General features: G+C 70.6%; 20 protein-coding genes and 1 pseudogene. 11 read left to right on the top strand and 10 right to left on the bottom strand.

All coding sequences use genetic code 11. The features are described 5' to 3' along the window. Positions 1 to 29: 29 nt before the first annotated feature. The 3 genes from ACIGJO_RS12630 to ACIGJO_RS12620 form a co-directional block, all read right to left on the bottom strand. A complete protein-coding gene (locus tag ACIGJO_RS12630) occupies positions 30 to 2,078 on the bottom strand; it encodes an ATP-binding protein (RefSeq protein WP_399956208.1) in 2,049 nt (682 codons plus the stop codon). A 172-nt stretch (positions 2,079 to 2,250) separates the two neighbouring features. Next, positions 2,251 to 2,757, bottom strand: coding sequence for a DinB family protein (locus tag ACIGJO_RS12625; protein ID WP_399956205.1), 507 nt, complete (start codon positions 2,755 to 2,757; stop codon positions 2,251 to 2,253). Positions 2,758 to 2,806: 49 nt separating this feature from the next. Beyond that, positions 2,807 to 3,373 carry a DUF4291 domain-containing protein gene (locus tag ACIGJO_RS12620; RefSeq protein WP_399956203.1) on the bottom strand — a complete coding sequence of 189 codons (567 nt, stop codon included), beginning with the start codon at positions 3,371 to 3,373 and terminating at the stop codon, positions 2,807 to 2,809. Between the two features lie 290 nt (positions 3,374 to 3,663). Between ACIGJO_RS12620 and ACIGJO_RS12615 the strand changes: the two are divergent. Beyond that, a pseudogene (locus tag ACIGJO_RS12615) lies at positions 3,664 to 4,403 on the top strand (restriction endonuclease). 35 nt (positions 4,404 to 4,438) lie between these two features. Here ACIGJO_RS12615 and ACIGJO_RS12610 read toward each other — a convergent pair. Together ACIGJO_RS12610 and ACIGJO_RS12605 are read right to left on the bottom strand one after the other, a co-directional pair. Continuing rightward, the gene (locus ACIGJO_RS12610; RefSeq protein ID WP_399956200.1) at positions 4,439 to 4,867 is read right to left on the bottom strand and encodes a GerW family sporulation protein; all 429 of its coding nucleotides are present in this window, start codon (positions 4,865 to 4,867) and stop codon (positions 4,439 to 4,441) included. Between the two features lie 402 nt (positions 4,868 to 5,269). Beyond that, entirely contained in the window at positions 5,270 to 6,325 is a 1,056-nt protein-coding gene (locus ACIGJO_RS12605; protein WP_399956197.1) for an alpha/beta hydrolase, read from the bottom strand. A gap of 125 nt (positions 6,326 to 6,450) precedes the next feature. Between ACIGJO_RS12605 and ACIGJO_RS12600 the strand changes: the two genes are divergently transcribed. Beyond that, positions 6,451 to 7,062, top strand: coding sequence for a TetR/AcrR family transcriptional regulator (locus ACIGJO_RS12600; RefSeq protein WP_399956194.1), 612 nt, complete (start codon positions 6,451 to 6,453; stop codon positions 7,060 to 7,062). Positions 7,063 to 7,072: 10 nt separating this feature from the next. Here ACIGJO_RS12600 and ACIGJO_RS12595 read toward each other — a convergent pair whose 3' ends face one another. After that, a complete protein-coding gene (locus tag ACIGJO_RS12595) occupies positions 7,073 to 7,963 on the bottom strand; it encodes a hypothetical protein (protein ID WP_399956191.1) in 891 nt (296 codons plus the stop codon). A 168-nt stretch (positions 7,964 to 8,131) separates the two neighbouring features. On the opposite strand from ACIGJO_RS12595, the gene ACIGJO_RS12590 reads away from it, so the two are divergent. The 3 genes from ACIGJO_RS12590 to ACIGJO_RS12580 all read left to right on the top strand — a co-directional run bounded on the left by ACIGJO_RS12590 (position 8,132) and on the right by ACIGJO_RS12580 (position 9,929). Further along, on the top strand, positions 8,132 to 8,332 hold the full coding sequence (locus ACIGJO_RS12590; protein ID WP_399956188.1) for a hypothetical protein: 201 nt from the start codon (positions 8,132 to 8,134) through the stop codon (positions 8,330 to 8,332). A gap of 206 nt (positions 8,333 to 8,538) precedes the next feature. After that, entirely contained in the window at positions 8,539 to 9,348 is an 810-nt protein-coding gene (locus ACIGJO_RS12585; protein WP_399956185.1) for a phytanoyl-CoA dioxygenase family protein, read from the top strand. Continuing rightward, positions 9,345 to 9,929: a DUF6309 family protein gene (locus tag ACIGJO_RS12580; RefSeq protein ID WP_399956182.1), complete on the top strand. Its 585-nt coding sequence runs from the start codon at positions 9,345 to 9,347 to the stop codon at positions 9,927 to 9,929. The genes ACIGJO_RS12585 and ACIGJO_RS12580 overlap by 4 nt, the downstream gene beginning before the upstream one ends. Here the strand turns inward: ACIGJO_RS12580 and ACIGJO_RS12575 are convergent. Next, positions 9,858 to 10,607, bottom strand: a complete 750-nt coding sequence (locus ACIGJO_RS12575) for an SDR family oxidoreductase (RefSeq protein ID WP_399956179.1) — start codon at positions 10,605 to 10,607, stop codon at positions 9,858 to 9,860. The two genes, ACIGJO_RS12580 and ACIGJO_RS12575, sit on opposite strands and share 72 nt — an antisense overlap. 90 nt (positions 10,608 to 10,697) lie before the next feature. On the opposite strand from ACIGJO_RS12575, the gene ACIGJO_RS12570 reads away from it, so the two are divergent. After that, the gene (locus tag ACIGJO_RS12570; protein WP_399956176.1) at positions 10,698 to 12,029 is read left to right on the top strand and encodes an aspartate aminotransferase family protein; all 1,332 of its coding nucleotides are present in this window, start codon (positions 10,698 to 10,700) and stop codon (positions 12,027 to 12,029) included. A 13-nt stretch (positions 12,030 to 12,042) separates the two neighbouring features. Here ACIGJO_RS12570 and dnaE read toward each other — a convergent pair whose 3' ends face one another. Next, the gene (gene dnaE / locus ACIGJO_RS12565) at positions 12,043 to 15,639 is read right to left on the bottom strand and encodes a DNA polymerase III subunit alpha (RefSeq protein ID WP_399956173.1); all 3,597 of its coding nucleotides are present in this window, start codon (positions 15,637 to 15,639) and stop codon (positions 12,043 to 12,045) included. A gap of 177 nt (positions 15,640 to 15,816) precedes the next feature. Here dnaE and ACIGJO_RS12560 point away from each other — a divergent pair, with 177 nt between their 5' ends. Both ACIGJO_RS12560 and ACIGJO_RS12555 read left to right on the top strand, forming a co-directional pair. Next, positions 15,817 to 16,752 carry a LysR family transcriptional regulator gene (locus ACIGJO_RS12560; RefSeq protein WP_399956170.1) on the top strand — a complete coding sequence of 312 codons (936 nt, stop codon included), beginning with the start codon at positions 15,817 to 15,819 and terminating at the stop codon, positions 16,750 to 16,752. Between the two features lie 93 nt (positions 16,753 to 16,845). Beyond that, positions 16,846 to 17,316, top strand: coding sequence for a hypothetical protein (locus tag ACIGJO_RS12555; RefSeq protein WP_399956167.1), 471 nt, complete (start codon positions 16,846 to 16,848; stop codon positions 17,314 to 17,316). Between the two features lie 120 nt (positions 17,317 to 17,436). Here the strand turns inward: ACIGJO_RS12555 and ACIGJO_RS12550 are convergent, their stop codons facing one another. Together ACIGJO_RS12550 and ACIGJO_RS12545 are read right to left on the bottom strand one after the other, a co-directional pair. After that, positions 17,437 to 17,766, bottom strand: coding sequence for a deoxyxylulose-5-phosphate synthase (locus ACIGJO_RS12550; RefSeq protein WP_399956164.1), 330 nt, complete (start codon positions 17,764 to 17,766; stop codon positions 17,437 to 17,439). Between the two features lie 119 nt (positions 17,767 to 17,885). Continuing rightward, the gene (locus ACIGJO_RS12545) at positions 17,886 to 18,317 is read right to left on the bottom strand and encodes a nuclear transport factor 2 family protein (RefSeq protein ID WP_399956161.1); all 432 of its coding nucleotides are present in this window, start codon (positions 18,315 to 18,317) and stop codon (positions 17,886 to 17,888) included. 94 nt (positions 18,318 to 18,411) lie between these two features. Between ACIGJO_RS12545 and ACIGJO_RS12540 the strand changes: the two genes are divergently transcribed. The 3 genes from ACIGJO_RS12540 (at position 18,412) to ACIGJO_RS12530 (ending at position 20,854) form a co-directional block, all read left to right on the top strand. Further along, the gene (locus tag ACIGJO_RS12540) at positions 18,412 to 18,981 is read left to right on the top strand and encodes a PadR family transcriptional regulator (RefSeq protein WP_399956931.1); all 570 of its coding nucleotides are present in this window, start codon (positions 18,412 to 18,414) and stop codon (positions 18,979 to 18,981) included. Further along, entirely contained in the window at positions 18,968 to 19,750 is a 783-nt protein-coding gene (locus ACIGJO_RS12535; protein WP_399956158.1) for an SGNH/GDSL hydrolase family protein, read from the top strand. The genes ACIGJO_RS12540 and ACIGJO_RS12535 overlap by 14 nt, the downstream gene beginning before the upstream one ends. A 99-nt stretch (positions 19,751 to 19,849) precedes the next feature. Then, positions 19,850 to 20,854, top strand: coding sequence for an alpha/beta hydrolase (locus ACIGJO_RS12530; RefSeq protein ID WP_399956155.1), 1,005 nt, complete (start codon positions 19,850 to 19,852; stop codon positions 20,852 to 20,854). Positions 20,855 to 20,966 lie beyond the last annotated feature (112 nt).

Genomic DNA, 20,966 nt, shown 5'->3' with positions numbered 1-20,966 from the left:
CGGGACCGGGCGGGAGCACGGCACAGCCCTCACGGGCTGTGCCGTTCCAGTGCGTGGGCCAGGCCGCGCTCGGCGTCGTCCGCCGAGGCGCGGTGGTAGGCACGCTCGTAGGCCGTGTCACCCGCGGCCTCCCGTGCCTGGCGCTCCCACCGTGCGCGGATCGCGCCGAGCTCGGGGGTGCCGCGGTGGGGGTGGCCGATCATGCGCCAGTACGTGTGTCCCGTGCCGGAGGTGCGGGCCGCCTCGACCCCGTCCCCCTGGGCGGCGATGGCCCCGGCGAGCAGATCGAGCCCGAGGGCGATGCCGAGGCTGTCGTGGAGGTCGTTCTTGCTCGCGAGCATGGAGCGCGCGTGGGCCTCGGCATGCCGGGGGCGTCCTTGGAGCATGTGTATCAGGGCGAGCTGATGGTCCGCGTACGCGCGCGCCCAGCGTTCGCCGTGGTGCAGGCTGATCCGCTGGAGCCGGGTGGCCTCCTCGTACGCCTCGTCCAGCCGGCCGAGCGCGGAGAGCGCGAACAGCCTTATCACCCGGCAGCGCAGTTGTGAGGGAGCGTTGTCCGCACCGTCCGGCAGATGGCGCAGAGCGTGGTCGCTGACGGAGTGGGCCGTCTGCGGGCGGCCCATCATCAGGTACGTGAAGCTGATGCTGTGGGCGGCGGAGAGTATCGACTCGGCGTCCTGATCGCGGCGCGCGGCGCGATTGCACTCCTCGCCGACCCGGCGGGCGGCCTTGTGGTCGCCCCGGAGCGTGAGCGTGATGCCGAGGGCCCAGAGGGCGCGGGTGTGGTGCGGTCCGGGTGAGGGGGGCAGGGCGAGGGCCCGTTCGAGATAGGCGCGGGCCTGGTGCAGATGGCCGCAGCAACTCCAGAACAGCCCGGTGCAACCGGCCATCTCGACGGCCTTCTCCGGGTCCTCGGTGAGCAGGTGCTCCAGGGCGGCACACAGATCCGCGTGAGTGTCGGCGATCCTGCGGTACCAGGCGACCTGGGACGGGCCGAGCCAGCCCGCGTGGGCCTGCGCGGCGACGGTGGCGAAGTGCCGGGCGTGGCGGTCGGCGAGCGGACGGTCCTCCGCCAGTTCCGCGAGCCACATGGCACCGTACTCGCGCAGGGTGTCGAGCATCCGGTAGCCGTCCCCGACCCGCTGGAGAACGGACTGGGAGGCGAGCCGTTCCATCGTGGGAGCGATGGCGTCGGCGGTGAGCGGCCCGCCGGAGCACACCGCCTCGGCGTCGGCCGTCTCCACGACCCCCCGGAAGACGGAGAGCCTGGCCCACAGCAGGCGTTCGAGCGGTGCGCAGAGCTCATGGCTCCAGCCGATGGTGGTGCGCAGCGCGCGGTGGCGCCGGGGCCACAGTGCTTCGTCGGTGAGGGCGTCGAGCCGGGAGGCGAGACGGCCGGTGATCTCCCGCGCGCTGCTCTCACGGAGCCGGGCACAGGCCAGCTCGATGGCCAGCGGGACTCCTTCGAGGCGGCGGCAGATCTCCACCGCCGCCGATGCCGTGTCCGGGTCGTCGAGCATCAGATGGGGAGCCGCGGTGGCGGCGCGGTCGAGGAACAGCCGCACCGCTTCGTCCCGCGGCCGGTCCCCTTCCTCCGCCCCGCCCGTCGACAGCGGTGGCACTTCGACGCGGTGCTCCCACTCGACGCCGAGGGGCTCCCTGCTCGTGATGAGCACGGTCAGTCCCGGTGCCGTGCCGAGCAGTTCCTCCACGAGCCGCCGGCAGGCGGCGACGACGCGCTCGCAGCAGTCGAGGACGAGCAGCAGCTGCCTGTCGGCCAGCCATTCGCTCAGCGCCTCCTCGGGGAGACGCGAGCTGTGATCGAGCAGTCCGACACCGTCGCACACCGTCGTGAGGAGCAACTGGTCGTCGTAGAGCGGAGACAGATCGGTCCACCACACACCGTCGGGGAAGCGGTCCCCGACGAGGTCCGCTGCGCGGAGCGCCAGCCGGCTCTTGCCGACGCCACCGCTGCCCGTGAGCGTGACCAGCCGGTGTTCTTCGAGTGCCTGTTCAATGCGGGCCAGTTCGCTGCTGCGGCCGACGAAACTGGTCCTCACGACAGGAAGGTTGCCCATCACGGAGGACATCCTGCCTCGCACGCATCCAGGCTCTGCGTTCATGACGGACAACAGTCAGAAACGGCCGACAATGAAGCCTGAACGGTCGTCATTTGGCGCGATCTGACGCCGAGTGAGCAACCGGGGTGCGTATGCGTGGCGGGGAGCCGTAGTCGTCCTGGTAGCGCGTCTACTCCCCGGTCTCGCCGTCGACGGCCTCACGCAGAAGGTCGGCGTGGCCGTTGTGGCGCGCGTACTCCTCGATCATGTGGGTGAGGACATGGCGGAGGCTGAAGACTTCCTCGCGCCACCGCACGGTGCTGTCCAGGGAATCGGCGGACGCGACGATCGCGCGGGAGCGTTCGCAGGCGGCGTGCCAGAACGCGAACGCCTCGTCGGGATCGGCCGACTCGACATCGAACTCGGCGAAGGTGCCATCGGTGTTCCTCGGCCAGTGGGGGCCCGTTTCCTCCCCGTTCCAGACGTACTGGAACCAGCTCCGTTCGACCTCGGCCGCGTGGCGGACCAGTCCGAGCAGGGACAGTCCGGACGGCGGGCACGCCTTCCGCCTCAGCCCGTCGGCGGTCACCCCGGCGCACTTCATCGCGAGCGTGTCCCGCTGGTACTGGAGGAATCCGGTCAATGACGTGCGTTCGTCGGCCGTCCGTGACGGCGCTGTCCGCTGGTGATCGTTCATCGGGGAATCATCCCGGAGGACGGTGGCCGCCGATGGCGGCGCGGGACGTTCACCCGTCGATGCCCAGGCGCTCGGCGGTGGCCGCGGGCGCCGGGCATACGCGCTCCGCGGGGAGCAGCCGCCGGGCCTGCGAGGCGTGCCCGCTCTGTACGAGCCCGGCGATCCTGCGGGCCTGCGCGGTGACGTCGGTGAGGTCGACGGTCCAGTCCTCGGCGAACGTCCGGATCAGTCCGCGCCCCACACCCACTTGGATGCTGTAGTGGTTGAGCGCCGCTCCCCGCAGCGAGCGTTCCGGGTCCCACTGGACGTGAACGGGGGCTCGGGCGACACGCGCCGGGTCGGCTGTCGTCAGTACGGCCCGCGAGAGCGCCTCCTCCCACCCCTCCCGGGTGATCCGTACCGCGAGGATGCGCTCCTGGCCGGACTTCTGCGCCCAGTTGCTGCGATGCATGAGCCACAGGAACGAGGGTTTGATCCATGTCATGCGGTTGAACGAGAACGGCGCCACGAAACGGTTGGCCCGCAGGGCGGGGACCGCGACCGCGAGCGAGTACGCCTGATACACGACGATCGTCCGGGCGTCGTACTGGGCGCGTATCTGGCGCAGAGGAGGCATGCGGTCACAGTGGCAGGGCGTGAATTCCCCGGGCAAACGTTTTTCCGGGCGCGCTCCGGGTGCTCTCCGCGCGCTTTCCGGGTGGAGCACGGGCTCCCGGACGGGATCTCGGCGGATGACTGAAAGTGATCTCCCGTCCACGCGCTGTCAGTGGCTGCTGCTTTGATGGGGTTGCCGCGCGGGGAGCCGCGGCGGACCGGGAGGGGAAACGTCGTGCCCTGGGTGCATCCGTACAGACGCCGGGACGGCCGGGACGGGACGAAGACGCGGGAACGCCCCTGGAGCGGCCGGTGAACGCCCGCCGCCCTTCCCGCCGTCCTGTACGGCGTTCCGTACGCCGCCCCGCCCGCTGCACGTCCAGGCGGCCCGGACCGGCCCGCTCGCGGAAGCGTCAGCAGGTACGGGCGGGAGAGGTGCTGGTGGTGGCCGCCGTGGGCCTGTGGGCTCTCGGCGGAATCCTGAACTGGCTCGCGGACCACTTCTGGGCCGTTCCGTCGGTCCTGGCCGTTCTGGTGGCCGGTGGTGCCCTGTGGCAGCGGCATCGGATCCGGCGGAACCGGCGGCGGCGGACGAGGGAGAGCGCCCTGCGCTACCCGCTGGCCCGGCTCGACCAACTGCACCACCGGGACTTCGAGTACGCGATACGGGACCTGATGATCCGTGACGGCTGCCGGGACGCGGTCCAGGTCGGGGGCGCGGGGACAACGGAGCCGATGTGAAGGCCACCGATCCCTACGGCCGGCGTTGGGTGATGCAGTGCAAACACCGCCGGGACGGTCTGGCCGGGGCAGCCGTGGGCACCCCGGACCTACAGGTTCTCAACGGCACGGGGCGGCCCGTGCACCAGGGGGACGTCATCGTCCTGGTGACGAACGGGCGGTTCACCGCACCGGCCGTGGAGTTCGCGAAGACGCAGCGACTGCATCTGGTGGACCGCGGGACTCTCGGCGCATGGGCCGGCGGTTCGCGTCCTCTGTGGGAACTGCTGGGTGCGGTGCCGCCGCCGCGCCGGCCGAGTTCGCTGTCCTGAGGCAGCCGCGCCCCGGCCGGCCGGCGGGACGGCCCTCAGCCTTGCCGGCGCGCGAGTCCGGCGAAGGCGCGAGCGGCCCGGGGAGCGACGACCGCGGCCAGGAGCAGGGCCGCGGGGACGACCGCTTCGGCCCATGGGGGCCGGATCGGCCGGTAGACCGCGGCACCCTTCCTGATCTCGATGAACCCGAGCGGGCGTGCTGTCGCGGCGCCGCCCCCTCCACCGCCCTCGCTGTTCTTCCTGTCACCGCTCTCCTGTGCGGCGCCGCCGCCGAATCCGATTCTGGCCGACGCCACAGGGATGACGGTGATGTCCTCGCGGACGACCGGCTCCCCGAAGACGGCCGACACCGATGCCCTGCCGCCGAGGCGTTCGGCCACCCGGTCCAGCAGCCGGCCCGCGGCCTCCGCGCTCGCGCCCTGCGTCGTACCGGCTTCCTGTGGCGTCCTGGGTGGCGTTGCCATGGTGGTGCCTCCGGGGCTCGTGTGCTGATGGGCGGGCGGTACCGAGTATTGCCGCCGGGGACCGGCCGGGGAATGCCGGAGTACGAGGCGGAGGGCCCGTCGGCGGGGCGGCCCCGCGGCCTCCGTGCCGCGTACCGCGCGTGTGCCGGGCGTCGCGGAGCGGGCGGCGGACGGGGAGCGGCATCCGATGGAGGAGTTCGTGGCGCGTGCGGAGCGCTGTCAGGTCCTCATGGCCGAGGCCGCTCGTCGGAGCGCGGCAGGCGGTGCGGCGGCCGTCGGCCCGGTGCCGGACGGGCAGGTGCCGGGTCGCGTACGGATGCGGCCGGTGTCGCGGGCGGCATCGTCCGTGCAGGGCGATGCCGCCCGCGGCACCGGCCGGGAACGGGTGGGTCAGGGGGTGGGTCAGTCCTTCAGCGTCTGCTTGAGCCAGTCGACGATGACGGGCAGCACCTCGGGCAGCTTGGAGATGGCGCAGTGGCCGGTGTCGGGAACGAGTTCGACCCGGGTGTCCCGGCGGTTGTTGAAGACGAGCGTGTCCTGCTGGGGGATGTGCACGTCGTCGGCCCCGTTGATCACGAGCATGGGCACCTGGCTGTCCTGGTCGAGCAGCGGGCGCAGGTCGAACCGGGAGAACGCGTCGCTCAGCTCGTCGGGGGTCGGAGGACGGCTGAAGCCGAGCGCGTTGCCGACGATTCCCTCCATGCCGTAGGCGAATCCGCGTCCGGGTGCGAACGCCGCTTCCACCGGCCCGCCCAGGACGACGGAAGCGTCCACCGCACCGGTGAGTCCGGTACGGGCGGAGTAGTAGCCGCCCATGGAGATCCCGAAGTGCGCCACCTTTCCGGCGCTGATCCTGCGGGCCTCGGCGATCACTCCCTCGATGATCTCGGTGCCACCGTCGGGAGTCATGGGGATGTGGCTGGTCTCGCCCGTTCCCGCGAGGTCGAACGTGATGACCCGGGTCCGTGAGAGCTGGGCGAGCTGGACCCACAGCGGGTGGAGGTCCATCTTCCAGGAATCCACCCCGCCGCTGGCGAGGGTGACGGGGGCGTCGGCGGGCAGGCCGGGCACCGCCAGGATGTGGATCGCCACCCGCGCCGTGCCGCCCTGGTACGGGACGGTGAGGATACGCCGCTCGAAGTCCACCGGGAAGCCGGGCGCGGAGAGCTCGTACTGCTCGGCCTGCCGGGCCAGCGCGGCACGCTTGGGCTCGTCGGCCAGGGTGGGGAACTTCGCCCAGCCGTGGGCGAGCACCGCCAGGTCGTGGCGGCCGGCGGCGGCGTAGCGGTCGGCGAGCCGCGTCCACTCGTGAACCCAGCCGCCCGGCGCGTCCGGCCACATGTCCACGATCGCGGCACGGGTCGCGTCGACATCCTCGGCGGGCAGTCCGAATCCGAGCATCTGCGGGTACCGCTCGACGAACAGGTCCTGGGGGTCCAGAGGCCATACGTACGACATGTCGACTCCTTACGCGTCACCCTCGGCGACGCTAAAAGCGGGAAAATTTGCTTTAAGTACCATGGATCACTTCAGCGATAAAAGCAAGAAGTCCGGCGTTAGGATGGGCGCGAGGAGTGATGCACATGACCGAGGGTGAAATCCGGCGCCGTCCGGGCGGCCGGGGGGCGCGCGTGCGCCAGGCCGTGCTGGACGCGGCTGTCGACGCGTTGGTGGAGAACGGGGTGACCGGGTTCAGCTTCGCGGACGTCGCCGCGAGGGCCGAAGTGAACGAGACGTCCGTCTACCGTCGCTGGCGCACCCGCGAGAACCTGATCACCGACGCGCTGCTCGCCGTCAGTGACCGCCGCATCCCGGTGCCGGACACGGGTTCGGTGCGTGAGGACCTGCGCGCCTTCGCCACCCTGGTGGTGGACTACCTCAACAGCCCGTTGGGCGGAGCGCTCGCCCGCGCCGCCGTGATCACCGTGGACGATCCCGAACTGGCCGCGGCCCGCGAGGAGTTCTGGCGGTCGAGGCTGGAGCTGGCCGGGGCGATGGTCGAACGCGGCATCGCGCGGGGCGAACTCCGCGCCGGGACGAATCCACGTGTGGCCCTCGAAGCGCTGATCGCCCCCCTCCACAGCAGGGCGCTGCTGACCCGTGAGCCGTTGGACGAGGATCTGCCGCGTGCGCTGGCCGATCTGGTCCTGGACGGGCTGGGCGCACGCGGGGGCGGCCCGGACTCCCCGGCCTGACCGTGCGGCGTCAGCTGTCGAATCTCATCGAGACGGCCTGTTCCAGTGTGAGACCGCTCGCGTCCTCGTCCGGTTCGAGGAACGCGTGGATCACGGCGAGCGCGATCGTACCCATGAGCGAGCGGCGGTTCGCGTGGTCGACGACACCGGAAGCGGGGTCGCCGATGGCGCGCAAGGTCATTCCGTCCGTCGTCGCGGAGAGCGCGTTGGCCAGGTCGTCGAGGGTGAGCCCCGGACGCAGCCGCAGACCGCGCTCCCGCATCACGGCGCTGTACAGCTCCTTCCATGAACCGAGATAGTCCTCGTACATGGCGGAGACCGCCTGCGCGATCTCCTCGTCGCCCTCGGCGGAGGTCATGAGAGCCAGGCCGAGCCGTACGGACGGCATGGCGGCACCATCGGCGGTGTGCCGGTAGGCCGTCTCGTGCACCGCGCGCACGAAGTCCGGCCCGTTCACCAGCTTCCTGGTGTCCGCGGCGCGCTGCTCCCGGTATTCGGGCCGGTAATTCTCCCGCCACACCGCGAAGTTGATCAGATCGGCGACGTACGCCGACTGCGCGCTCCAGCGGTCCCGCAGCATCGCGACCGTGCCCTGCCGGGGAAACGGGCGAGGGTTGTTGGCGACCTCGGCCGCGATCGCGCGCTGTGAGAGAAAGCTGAGGAACGGACGCTCCCCCTGCGCCCGCCCGGGGGATCCGGGGCCGAGGTGCTGCCCCAGCAGACGCATGCCCGCCGCCAGATACGCGGCCGTGACCGGGTCGTTCGCCAGTCGGGAACGGAAAGCACGGGTACGCCGGTTGAGATGCCGCAGCACCCCGGACAGGTCCCGGTCGTAGGGGAAGGGAAGTTCGCGCTTGGGTCCCTTGACCCAGGGAGTGCGCGGCTCGTTCGCAGGTGCCATGCCCGCATACTTCCCCGGGTCGCGTTCCGCCGGAAGACGCGCAGCCGCGCGGAGGTTCACCGTACCGGCCGCTACCGCGCGCCTGCGGGGCTGCGAACCGCAGGACGATCGCGCTAGACCGGTCCTCCCGAAATGGTGGAGGTGTGATCGACAGTGCTTTCGACAGGCATGAGCGGTGCGGCATGGCTGCTGGTGGCCGCCGCGGTCAGCGGCCCGGCTGTCCGGCTGATCCTCGGTGTGCTGACCATCCACGCGACCCGCAAGGCTCTACGGCCGACAGCCGGCTCGAAGGCGGCCGACCGGCTCCGCGCCCACCGCCTCGCGGTGCTCCGGGCCCTTCTCCACAGCCTGAAGCCTCCCGGAAGGTGAGAAGCCCGGAGCCCGGAGCCACGGACTGCGCGGACGCCGCGCCGCGCGGGCCCGTCCGGCGCCGGGCTGCCCGGTTCCGGCCAAGGCACTGGCGTTTGGCCATTGTCAGTTGTTCAGGAGTGCCCTTGAGACCAGTGGGATAGAAAGCACCGGACGCTCGGCGGTATTTCTATCGGCAGCTCGGTGAATACTGGGGGGTTCCTCGCGTGATCGGCTTCATGGACCTGGATGCGCAACTGGAGAACTTCGACAAGAGCGGCTACCTGGTACTGCCCGGGTTCCTTCCTCCCGGTCTGGTCGGGCGGCTCGCGCCCGAGGTCGACCGGTGGGTCGACACGGGCCTGCGGCAGATATCCATCGACGCATGTCTGAGGCCGGGGGAATGCGCCCCGCCGTCGACGGTGGAGCTGGAGATGGAGGCGCACGCGGAACTCGCCTCCCACACCCCGCTGCTGGAACTGCTCAGTGACGACCGCCTGCTGGGGGCCGACTTCGTCTTCCATCACCTGCACAGCGACCGCCGCCCGCCCGGCGGCAGCGGCAAGAACTGGCACCACGACTACGAACAGCGCCCACAGCGGGACCGTGAACTCCCCATGATCCACGCGCTGCACTACATCGGCGGGCTCACGCCCGCCATGGGCTCCCTCGCCGTCATGCCCGGGTCGCACGGGCAGGTGGCCGAGAAGGATGCCTGGAACCACCTCGGCACCGCCTGGCAGCCGGGCGAAGCACTCATAGACGAGCTTCCGCCGGGATCCACCGTGCTGCTGCACTCCGCGCTGTTCCACACCCGGCGCGCCGCACCCCGTCCGGCGACGGGCGGGGGTCCCCGGTACATGATCGACGCGTCGTACTGCCGGACGGGCACGCTGTGGCCCCCGGTCAAGCCGTACTGGCGCACGGTGCTGTCCGCGGGCCGGGACCGGGGGCCGGACCAGGGACGCTGGCCGGAGCTGTTCTCCGACCGGCATTTCAGCGAATACGTCCGCACAGGCAGGGGAACACCGGCATGAAGGTGCTGGAAGCCGTCACGTTCGACGCACTCATGAGGCGCTTCGGCCAGGAACACCCGTACGACCGGAACGACGAGGCCAACTCCAACGACGAGGCCGAAACCCATATCCGTCACGCGCAGTCGGCCCTCGGCGGGCGCTGGCACGAGGTGCTGCTGGAGGGTACCGAAGTGCTCGGCATCGTCCTGCCGTGGCACCTGGGGGAGGACGGTGATGTCGAGCTGATCCCGCGGACCGGACTCACCGTGGCCGCGACAGCGGCCCGGCTCGCCGCGCTGGGGCCGTCGTACGCCCGTACCAACCCGCTGTGCGGGCTCAAACTGGCACGCCAGATCCATGCCCCGCCCCGGGCACTCTTCCTCAGCACCAGAGCGGTGCCCGGGGAGGACTACGAAGCGCTGACGGTTCGCGAGGGGCTGATCCATCTGGACGGCCTGCACCGGATGCTGGCCTGGCAGCAGGCCGGGCAGCTGGTCCCTGGCCGATGGGTGAAGGCGTATGTCGCGGGGCTATCCCCGGCCGACGTACGGCATGGAGCTCGGCATGACCAGGACGGACTGAACGTTCACCCCGGCGGGTAGTGCGGCCATGGCACGGACCATGTCGACGACATGGCGCATGTCCATGGTCGGCTCGGCCCGGAGCGAGCCGTCCGCCTGGCGTACGGCGGGCTGCGGCCGGTCGTACGGGGTCACGTTGCCGATGTCGATCTGGCCGCAGGAGATGTCGTGCCGGCGGCCGTCGAGGGAGAGGGAACGGGTCAGTCCGGCCACCGCGTGCTTGGCGGCGGTGAACGCGATCGAATCGGGCCGGGGGGCCTGGGCGGAAGGGGCACCGTTGTTGATGATCCGGCCACCGCGCGGGGACTGCGCCTTCATCATCCGGAACGCGGCCCGGGAACAGAGGAAGGTACCGGTGGCGATGGAGTCCATGACACGGTGCCAGTCCTCGGCGCTCACGTCCTCGGTGGCGGTGTACGGCATGATGTCGGCGGCGTTGTTGAACAGCAGGTCGAGCCGGCCGAACCGGTCCGCCACCGCGGCGAACAGGTCGTCGACGGCTGCCGGGTCGGTGATGTCGGCGCGGACCGGAACGGCGCGCTCCCGGTCCCGCCCGGACGCGAGGGCGGCCGTCTCCGCCAGGGCGGCGGCCCGGCGCCCGGTGAGGACGACCGTCCAGCCGTCGGCCAGCAGCCCCAGCGCGCAGGCCCGCCCGACGCCGCTGCCGGCCCCCGTGACGATCGCAGTTCTCTCCGTCATGTCGCACACACCCTCTTTCCGTGGGCCACCTTCTCGTCGCATGGCTCCCGGAGCGTGTCCCACGGCCTTCTCATCCAAACAGGAGCATCGATGAATGACGCTTTTCCGGCGCTGGGCGGAACCGACGGCAGCCGATCCTGGTTCGAGCGGGCGCAGGCGTCCCTGGCCGGCGGGATCAGTTCGTCCGCCCGGCTGACCTCGACCGGCCCGCACCCCTATCCGCTCTACATGCACAGCGGGTCGGGCTCCCGCATCCGGGACGTCGACGGCAACGAGTACATCGACTACCTCATCTCCTACGGCAGCGCCATCCTGGGGCACGCTTCTCCGCTGCTCACCGACGCCCTCACCGACGTACTGCACAGCGGCACGATGTTCGGCACCTGCAACGTTCCCGAGGTCGAACTGGCCGAGCTGATCTGCCGGATGGTGCCCTGCGCGGATCTGGTCCGCTTCGCGAACTCGGGCAGCGAAGCGGTACAGGGCGCGGTGCGCGCGGCCCGCGGATACACCGGACGGTCCAGGATCCTGAAGTTCGAGGGCCACTACCACGGCTGGTCCGACACCCTCGCCATCTCCAACCGTCCCACCATCGCCGAAGCCGGGCCCTACGGCACTCCGCACCCCGTGCCCCACTCGCCCGGCATTCCGGCCGGAGTCGTGGACGATGTGGTGGTCTGCCCCTGGAACGACCCCGCCGCACTGCGGGACGTCCTCGACGCCCACCCCGAACTCGCCGCCGTCATCTGCGAACCCATCGTGGCCAACAACGCGTGCACCATGCCCGACCCGGGATTCCTGGACCTGCTGCGCGAGGAGTGCACGGCCCGCCGGATCGTGCTGATCTTCGACGAGGTGTGCACCGGATTCCGGACGGGCCCCGGGGGAGCACAGACGCTCTTCGGGGTGGTCCCCGATCTCGCGGTGTTCTCCAAGGCGCTGGGCGGCGGGCTCCCGATCGCCGCCTTCGCCGGACGCCGCGAGGTGATGGAGCCGCTGGCGCGGGCGCACGTGAAGCACGGCGGTACCTACAACGCGTCACCGCTGTGCGCCACGGCCGCCCTGGTGACGCTGCGCGCCCTCAACGACCCGGCCGTCACCAAACGGATCGACGAGACCGGCCGCCGGGTGATGGAGACCGTGCGCCGCGCGGCCCATGACGAAGGCGTCCCCTGCGTGGTGCAGGGGGTCGGAGCCATGTTCCAGGTCGTCTTCTCCCCCGACGGCACGCCCACCCGTCAGTACCGGGACCTGCTGCGGGCCGACCAGCCCCGCTACGACGCCTTCCGCCACGAACTGCTCAAACGCGGTGTGCACACCAACGCCTACGGCATGGCCTGCTGGTTCGTGTCCGCCACCGTGTCGGACGACGACCTCGACGCCACCTGCAGGGCGGTCGGGGAGGCCTTCAAGGTGCTGTGAGGCCTCCGCGGCATCAGGCGACGCCCACCCACGCCTCGGCGCCGAACGTGCCCTTCACATCGGAGGCGACGGTGGCGGCGTTCACCGTGGCGCGCAGGGCGTAGACGGTCGTCTTCCGCGCGCCGCGCACGCTGAGGTGGACCGGGCTGTCTCCCGGGTGGTCCGCGAGGATCCTCTTCAGGTCGCTCACGGACCGCTCGGTGATGCGGTGGGCGGGCAGCGCGAGCCGTACGGGTGGCCGCCCGCCGTGCTCGGCCGCGGACACGTCCAGCACTCGCAGTTCCCTGCCGAAGATGTTCACCGTGCCGTCGCGGTCCTCGATCCTGCCCCTGACGGAGACGACGTTGTCCTCGGCCAGCGCGTGCCGCACGAGCTGGTAGGACGCCGGGAAGAAGAGGACCTCGATCCCGGCGTCCCGGTCCTCAAGATTCACGATGGCCCAGGCGTTGCCCTGTTTGGTCACCTTCAGCTGGATGCCGGTGATCAGGCCGGAGAGCTGTACGTCCCCGGTGGTGCGGCCGGAGGCGAGGAGTTCGGCGACGGAGCAGTCGCGGGCGCCGGAAAGAATGTGCTCGGTTCCGTCCAGCGGATGGGCGGAGACGTACAGGCCGAGCATCTCGCGTTCGGTCGCCAGCAGCCGGTGGCGGGGCCATTCGGCGTCGTCGACGGGGAAGTCCAGGCCGAACGCCGCCTCGCCGTCGGTTTTCCCGCCCAGTCCGGCGAAGAGGTCGTCCTGCCCGAAGCCGGCCGCTCTCTTCACAGGGATGACCGCGTCGATGGCCTCCTCGTGGATGGCGGTGAGCCCCTTGCGTGAATGCCCCAGCGAATCGAACGTGCCGGCCTTGACCAGGGACTCGACGGCCCTCTTGTTCAGGGCGGGCAGCGCGGCCTTGTCCAGGAAGTCGGCGAAGGAGGTGAACTTCCCCTTGGCGCGGCGGGCGCCGACGACGGCGTCGATGACGTTGTCGCCGACGTTGCGCACGGACCGCAGCCCGAACCGTACGTCGTCGCCCACGGCGGTGAACTCCGCGACGGATTCGTTCACATCGGGCTGCAGGACCCGCACGCCGTTCTTGCGGGCGTCGGCGAGGTAGACCGCGGCCTTGTCCTTGTCGTCGCCGACGGAGGTGAGCAGGGCCGCCATGTACTCGGCCGGGTAGTTGGCCTTGAGGTAGGCGGTCCAGTACGAGACGAGGCCGTATCCGGCGGTGTGGGACTTGTTGAACGCATAGCCGGAGAACGGCAGCATGACGTCCCAGAGCGCCTTGACGGCCTCCTCGCCGTAGCCGTTGCCCCGCATGCCGTGGTGGAACTTGTCCCACTCCGCGGCCAGCACCTCCGGCTTCTTCTTGCCCATCGCCCGGCGCAGCAGGTCGGCGCCGCCCAGCGTGTACCCGGCCAGTTCCCGGGCGATGGCCATGATCTGCTCCTGGTAGACGAGCAGATGGAAGGTGTTGCCGAGGATCGGCTCCAGGGCGTCGCGCAGTTCGGGGTGGATGGGGGTGATCTCCTGGCGACCGGTCTTGCGGTGCGCGTAGTTGGTGTGCGCGTTCGCCGCCATCGGCCCCGGGCGGTAGAGGGCGTTGACCGCCGCGATGTCCTCGAACCGGCTGGGTTCCATCTGCCGCAGCAGGACCCGCATGCCGCCGCCGTCGAGCTGGAACACGCCGAACGTGTTCCCCTCGGCCAGCAGCCGGTACGTCCTCGCGTCGTCGAGCGGGATCACGGTGTCGCGGGAGCCGCTGTCCAGGGGGTCCACGGTGGCGAGGCCGACCCCCCGGTTCCCGCGGATGTTCTCGATGGCCTGATCGATGACTCCCAGGTTCCGCAGCCCCAGGAAGTCCATCTTGACCAGGCCCATCGCCTCGCACGACGGATAGTCGAACCCGGTGATCCGTACGCCGTCCGAGGCACGCATGTGCAGGGGGATACGGTCGGTCAGTCTCGTCCTGGACAGGATCACCGCGGCGGCGTGCACCCCCGTACCGCGCGTCAGGCCCTCCACCCCGAGGGCGGTGTCGATCACCCGCTTCACATCGGGTTCGCTCTCGTACATCTGCCGGATCTCCCCGGCCTCGCCGTACCGCTCGTGCGAGGGGTCGAAGACCGCCGCCAGCGGGGCGGACCTGCCGTTCTGGTCCGGCGGGAGCGCCTTGGTGATCCGCTCCCCGTGCGAGAAGGGGTAGCCGAGGATCCGTGAGGAGTCCTTGGTCGCGTTCTTGGCCTTGATCCTGCCGAACGTGTTCACCATGGCGGTGTACTCGTCGCCGTACTTCTCGGTGACGTAGCGGACCATTCTGTCGCGCTGGCGGTCGTCGAAGTCGAGGTCGACATCCGGCGGGTTGATGCGTTCGGGGTTGAGGAACCGCTCGAAAAGGAGGCCGTGTTCCAGCGGGCACAGTTCGGTGATCCGGGTGGCGTACGCGACGATGGAGCCCGTGGCCGAGCCGCGGCCCGGACCGAGGGGAATCCTGTTCTCCCGGGCGTGACGGCAGATGTCCGCGACGACGAGGAAGTACGAGCTGAAGCCCATGGGGCCGATGACCGCCATCTCCGTCTCGAAGCGGTCCAGGACGTGCTGGGGGACCGGGCTTCCGTAGCGCAGGGCCAGGCCCCTGAGGACTTCCCCGCGCAGCCATGACTCCTGGGTCTCGCCTTCGGGTACGCCGGGGAAGCACGGCATCTCGTCGACGTGGTCGAAGACCTCGTCGTAGGACTCGATACGCTCGGCGATCAGGAGTGTGTTGTCGCAGGCCTGCGGAAGCTCCGAGAAGAGGGCACGCATCTCGCCGGCTGTCCTGAGGTAGTAGCCGGAGCCGTTGAAGCGGAAGCGGTCCGGGTCGTCCTTGTTCCTGCCGACGCCGATGCACAGCAGACTGTCGTGGGCGTCTGCCTGGTCCTCGGTGACGTAATGCGCGTCATTGGTGGCCAGCAGCGGGATGCCGAGCTCCCCGGCCAGGCGCAGCAGCCCGCCGCGGACCTCCCGCTCGATGTCCAGGCCGTGGTCCATCAGTTCGAGGAAGTAGTTCTCACGGCCGAAGATCTCCTGGTACGCCGCCGCCGCGGCCTTCGCCTCGTCGTACTGGTTCAGCCGCAGACGGGTCTGGATCTCGCCGGACGGACAGCCGGTGGTGGCGATGATCCCCTCCGGCCGCTCGGCGATCAGCTCCCGGTCCATGCGCGGCTTCCCGGCGGGGAACTGGCCCTCGTAGCTGGCCTGTGTGCTGAGCCGGAACAGGTTCCGCAGCCCTTGGACATTCCGCGCCCACATCGTCATATGGGTGAAGCGGCCACCGCCGGAGACATCCTTCGAACCCTCACCGCCGGCGCCGGTGGCACGGCGTCCTCCCGGCCCCCAGAACTCCTGCTTCCGGGCGAACCGCGAGGAAGGAGCCACGTACGCCTCGATGCCGATGATCGGTGTGATGCCCTCGAAACCCTTCGCGACCTGGGCGAACTCATGGGCGCCGAACATGTTGCCGTGGTCGCTCATGGCGATCGCGGGCATGCGCTGCCGGGCGACCTCGCCGAACATCGGTTTCAGCTTCTGCGCGCCGTCCAGCATCGAGTATTCGGTGTGGTTGTGCAGATGGACGAAAGAATCCGGCACGGGTGGGACACCTCCGGGGCGAGTGCATCGGCGGATGCGGCGGCCGGGTGCCCCGCTGTCGTGCCGCTGCGAAACCAGACGTTGACCAGAGACATCAAAGCGAGCCGGGAGAGTGGGAATCAAACAACCAAGTAGCCTCTGTCACGCAACGTTTGGTTGAGTCCCTATGATGTCGGCGTGGATCTCACCGCTGTGCGCACCTTCGTCACCGCCGTCGACGCGGAGCAGTTCCAGGAAGCCGCCGTCACCTTGTCGATCACTCCGCAGGCCGTCTCCAAACGCATCGCCGGGCTGGAGGCCGACCTCGGGGTGCGGCTGTTCCACCGAACCGCGCGCGGAGCCCGGCTCACCATCGACGGGCAGGCGTTCCTGCCCCATGCCCGCACTCTGCTCCGGGCCGAGGAGCGGGCCGCCGCCTCCGTTCGGCCGGGCAGCCGTGCACTGCGTGTCGATGTGATCGGCCGCCGTCTCTCGGTGGCGGGGCTGCTGCGCGGATTCCACCGTGCGCACCCCGACGTCGAGCTCGATGTCGTGACCCTGCTCGACTCGGACGCGGCTGTCGCCGCCATCCTGTCCGGCACGATCGACGCGACCTTCCGTGCCGTCACCATGCCCGGACGGCAGCTGCCCGAAGGCATCGAGTCCACCCCGGTCTTCGACGAGCCCCTCCGCCTGTTCACCGGTCCGGCCCACGAGTTCGCCCCGGCTCCCTCCGTCGCCCTCGGCCGGCTCGCCGGGCGCCGGATCTGGATGCCCGGCAACCGTCCCGGAACCGAGTGGGCCGCCTACTACGACGAACTCGCCACAGAATTCGGGTTCACCATCGACCCCATCGGCCCCGACTTCGGTATCGAGCACCTCCTCGACACGATCGCGGACTCGGCCACACTGGCGACCTTCGTCAGCGAGCAGACCCCGCTCGTCTGGCCCGCCGGCCACGACCTGAGGCTCATCCCGTTGCGCGACCCGACCCCCGTCTACCCGCACTCACTGCTCTGGCGCGCCGACAACCAGCACCCCGCCCTCACCGCCCTCCGCGCCCACCTCGTCGCTACCCGCCTCGCCCGCCCCGACGGCGAGATCTGGACACCGGCATGGGCCCGGCCGGAGTGAGCGGTTGACGGCGGGCCCCCCGATCTGATGGGACAAAGTGTGATATAGCGTCGAATCGATGCGGCTGGCACGGCCGAGAGGCACAGTGCTGCCATGACTACTCACGAGAGCAGGTCCGATCTGCTGGCACCCGCCGTGCTGCTGGAGTTCTCCGACGACCTGCGATACGAGGACACCGAGCCCCTGCGTGCGTTCCTGGAAGACCGGCTGGCCGAGCTGGTCGCCGGTCAGGAAGAGGGCGGGGAGGGCTTTTTCGCCGCCGTCAGGCTGCTGGACATCACCGTGTCCGACTGCGTGCACCTGGCGGATCTGCTCACCGAATGGGAGCCGGTGGTCCTCGCGCGCATGCAGGAACAGTGCGGGCATGTCCAGACCCTGCGTCAGAACATCGCCGAGTGGTGGAACCGTCTCACTCTCACCGCGCAGCGCTTCTCCGGTCACCCCGGGTACCGGCCCCGCTGGCGCCCCCTGTGCCACATGTGTGTGGCCCACGCGGAGTTCCTCGAGTCGTCCGGCGGCGGCATGAGCAGCAATGGCTACGAAGGCACGAGCGCGCACCCGTGACCGAGGACGCCGGCGCGGGTGCGCACAGGGGCCGGCGCGGGCCGACTCCGGCCGGGCGCCCGGCGCCCGGCCCTCCGGGCCGTCATCCCGCCGTCACCACGGCGCGCCGCGGGGTAGGGGTCACGGCAGGTCGCGCCGTACGAGCGACCTGGCGATGGGCTCACCGCTCCGCTCGGCGAACGTCATCCGCTCACGCACCTCGTGCAGGGTACGCGGCCGGTAACCCGGCCCGCCGCAGCAGCTCTTGTGGAAGCGGATGCCCGCGTTGAGCAGGACGGAGAGTGTGCGCCAGGCCGCCGTGTCCCGGCGCCGGGGCACGGCGAAGGCCGATCCCGCATGGATCAGTGACCGTGCGCAGCGCGGGCAGATCCGTTGCCTCTCGTTGTCGTAGGGCTGCTTGTACGAGGCCCGGCAGGGCAGGCAGACGTACGAGGTCTTCGCATGGGTCATGCGGTCAGCTTAGGTATCGCCCCTCGGTGGCCGCGACGAGGTTTCGGGGCCGGCCCGGGCGTACGCCCGGGGCGGTGCGACAGCGGCCGACGGGCCTGGGTGCATGACGGGACGGGCCTTCAGTGGTCCGACGGGGCCGGGACGAGGCCGTCGGCGACCAGACCGGCGAGGACCGCCTTGCTCAGCACCTGCACCGCGGACTGCGGACGGACCATCACGGTGAACTCCTTGATCCGCCCGTCGTCGTCGAAGTGGAGCAGGTCGATGCCGTGGATCTCCTTGCCGTTCACGGTGGCACGGAAGAGCAGCACGGCCGAAGGGGACTCGGTGCCATCGGTGCCCGTCTGCGCGGCGCCGTCGAAGCGCCCGACGTAACGGAAGTCAGCGAACGTGCGCAGGAGGACCCCGAAGAGCCCCAGCACCATCGGCCTGCCTTCGAACGGGGTGAACTTCACCGGGCTGTAGAAGCGGACGTCCTCGGTGAACAGATCCTCCAGGGTGGTGAGATCGCGGCTGTCGACGGCGGCACGGAAGCGGTCCGCAGTGGTCATGGCTCCTCCTGGATACTCATGAAAGTGATTAGTCATTTTCTTGACTATCATGGAGGTGGTGTTCGTGGACAGAGGCGAGAAGGAGGCGGTCCGATTGGCTTTGCGTCACGCCGTGCTGGCGGCGCTGCTCGATGCGGAGCTCAGCGGGTATCAGCTGGCCAAGGCGTTCGACACGGGAGTGGCGAACTTCTGGCACGCCCTGCCGCAGCAGCTGTACGCCGAGCTGACGAAGCTGGAGAAGGAAGGGCTGATCACGGGCCGTGAGGTGGTTCAGGAGGCCCGCCCCAACAAGCGCCTGTTCCGTGTCACCGGCACCGGCCTGGCCGAACTGGAACAGTTCGCGGAGTCGGCCGCCAAACCCTCCTTCATCCGTGAGGACCTGCTCGTCAAGGTCCAGGCCGCCGACCATCTGGACGCCGGGACCCTGATCGCGCAGCTCACCGAACGGGCCGCCTTCGCCGAGGCCCGGATCGGACGGTTCGCCGAGCTGCTGAGGAACATGCGCGGTGAGCGCAGCGAGGAGGATTTCCTGCGCCACGGCGAGCGGATCGGGCCCTATCTGACCTGCCGGCGCGGCCTGGACTTCGAACGGGGCAACCGGGACTGGTGCATTCGCACCGCGGCGATCCTGCGGGAGAGGGAGGCGGCCCGTGCCGGGCGATGACCAGGTGCGGCGCTTCGTCGCCCTCGGGGACAGCCAGACGGAGGGGCTGGGCGACGGCGACGACACCGCAGGGCTGCGGGGTTGGGCCGACCGGCTCGCCGAGCGGCTCGCGCCGCACAACCCCGGTATCCAGTACGCCAATCTGGCCGTACGCGGCCGGCTCGCCGGGCAGGTCCGTGAGGAACAGCTCGCCCCGGCCCTCGCTCTGCGGCCCGACCTGGCCACCGTCGTCGCGGGTGTCAACGACCTGCTGCGGCCCCGCTTCGACGCCGACGAGGTCGCGGATCACCTGGAGGCGATGTTCGCGGCGCTCACCGGCGGGGGAGCCCGCGTCGCGACCCTCACCTTCCCCGACATGGCACGGATCACTCCGCTCGCCCGCCCGGTCGCCCCACGCGTCACCGCTCTGAACCACCGCATCCGGCTGGCGGCGCACCGGCACGGCGTCGTGGTGGCCGAAACCACGCACCACCCCGTGGTCACCGACCCCCGTCTGTGGAGCCCCGACCGGCTCCACGCCGGACCGCTCGGCCACGACCGGATCGCCGCCGCGGTCGCCGAGGCCCTGGGCGTGCCGGGCGCGGACGACTCCTGGACCCACCCCCTGCCCGGCCCGCGGGCCGCCCCCGCCGGATGGCGCACCGCGGCGGGCGACCTGCGATGGGCCGCCTCCTTCCTCGGCCCCTGGCTCGTCCGCCGCCTCCAGGGCCGCTCCTCCGGCGACGGCCGCACGGCCAAGCGCCCGGACCTGCTGCCCGTACACGGGTGAGGTGAGGGAGGAGACCCCGAGGCGGTCACTCCCGCCTGCCGTGATCCCCCACCGGGTGCCGTCCTCATGACGTGGCGGATTCCGGTCGAAGAATCAGGCATGACGAACTCACGCACACGCCGCACGGTCCTCACGGGCGCGGCCTTCCTCGGGGCCGGCGGACTGCTCGGTGCCGCTCCCGCCGCCGGTGCCACGAGCCGGGTGATCGCGGAGCGGAGGCCGGACGAACGGCTGGTCGAGCTGACCCTCGACTCCCCGGCTCTGGGCGGCCCCGCCACCGTGGCGCTGCTGACCCCGCGCGGCTGGGACCGGCGCCGCCCCGGCGACCGCTGGCCCACCCTCTATCTGCTCGCCGGCGGGGACGGCGACCGGACGACCTGGACGACCCTGTTCCGGGTGCAGGAGCTGGCCGAACTGCGCGATGTCCTGGTCGTCATGCCGGGCATGCCGTTGTTCGGGTTCTGGACCGACTGGTGGAACCACGGGAAGAAGGGCGCGCCCCGGGTGCGTACGTACTTCCTCCGCGAAGTCATGCCGCTGATGGAGCAGAGCTACGGTGCCGGGCCCGTCCGGGCGGCGGCGGGGGAGTCCCAGGGCGGCTTCGGCGCACTGGGCTTCGCGGCCAGGATTCCCGGGCTGTTCGGCGCGGTCGCCGCGTTCGGGGCCCCCGTCCACCCCGTCCGGCACCCGGAGATGTGGCTCTCCGGAGCCGGATTCCTGGAGGTGGACGGCTACGCGATCTTCGGCGACCCGTGGAAGGACTGGGAGGTCTGGCTCGGCTGGGATCCCTACCACCGCGCCCAGGGACTGCGCCGCACGGCCGTCTATCTGGCCTCCGGTGACGGAACCCCCGGGCCTCTCGACGGGGAGGAACCCGATCCGCATATTCCGGGCACGGAGAAATGGGCCGCGCTCGCCGACGACGATGTCGTCTCCCTCACCGAAGCCGTCTGCTGCGAGGAGACACGGCTGCTCAGTGACCGGCTCACGTCCCTGGGCGCCCCCGTGACCACGCACATCTACCCCGGCACCCACAGCGGGACCTACGGGTACCGCGAACTGCGCCATGCGCTGCCGATGCTGTTGTCCGCCCTGCGCCGCTGAAGCGGAGGGACGCCCGCTGCCCCGCGTTCCCGCGCCGCGTCGGTCCGGAGCCGCCGGCGTGCGCGAGGTGGGCACAGCCGACGCCGTTCCGGCCGGTCGGGTGCGGTGGCCG

Origin of the sequence: Streptomyces sp. NPDC079020, assembly GCF_044542225.1 — a bacterium.
GTDB lineage: Bacteria > Actinomycetota > Actinomycetes > Streptomycetales > Streptomycetaceae > Streptomyces.
The sequence above is the reverse complement of the archived record's forward strand: the minus strand, read 5'-3'. Positions and strand labels throughout refer to the sequence as shown.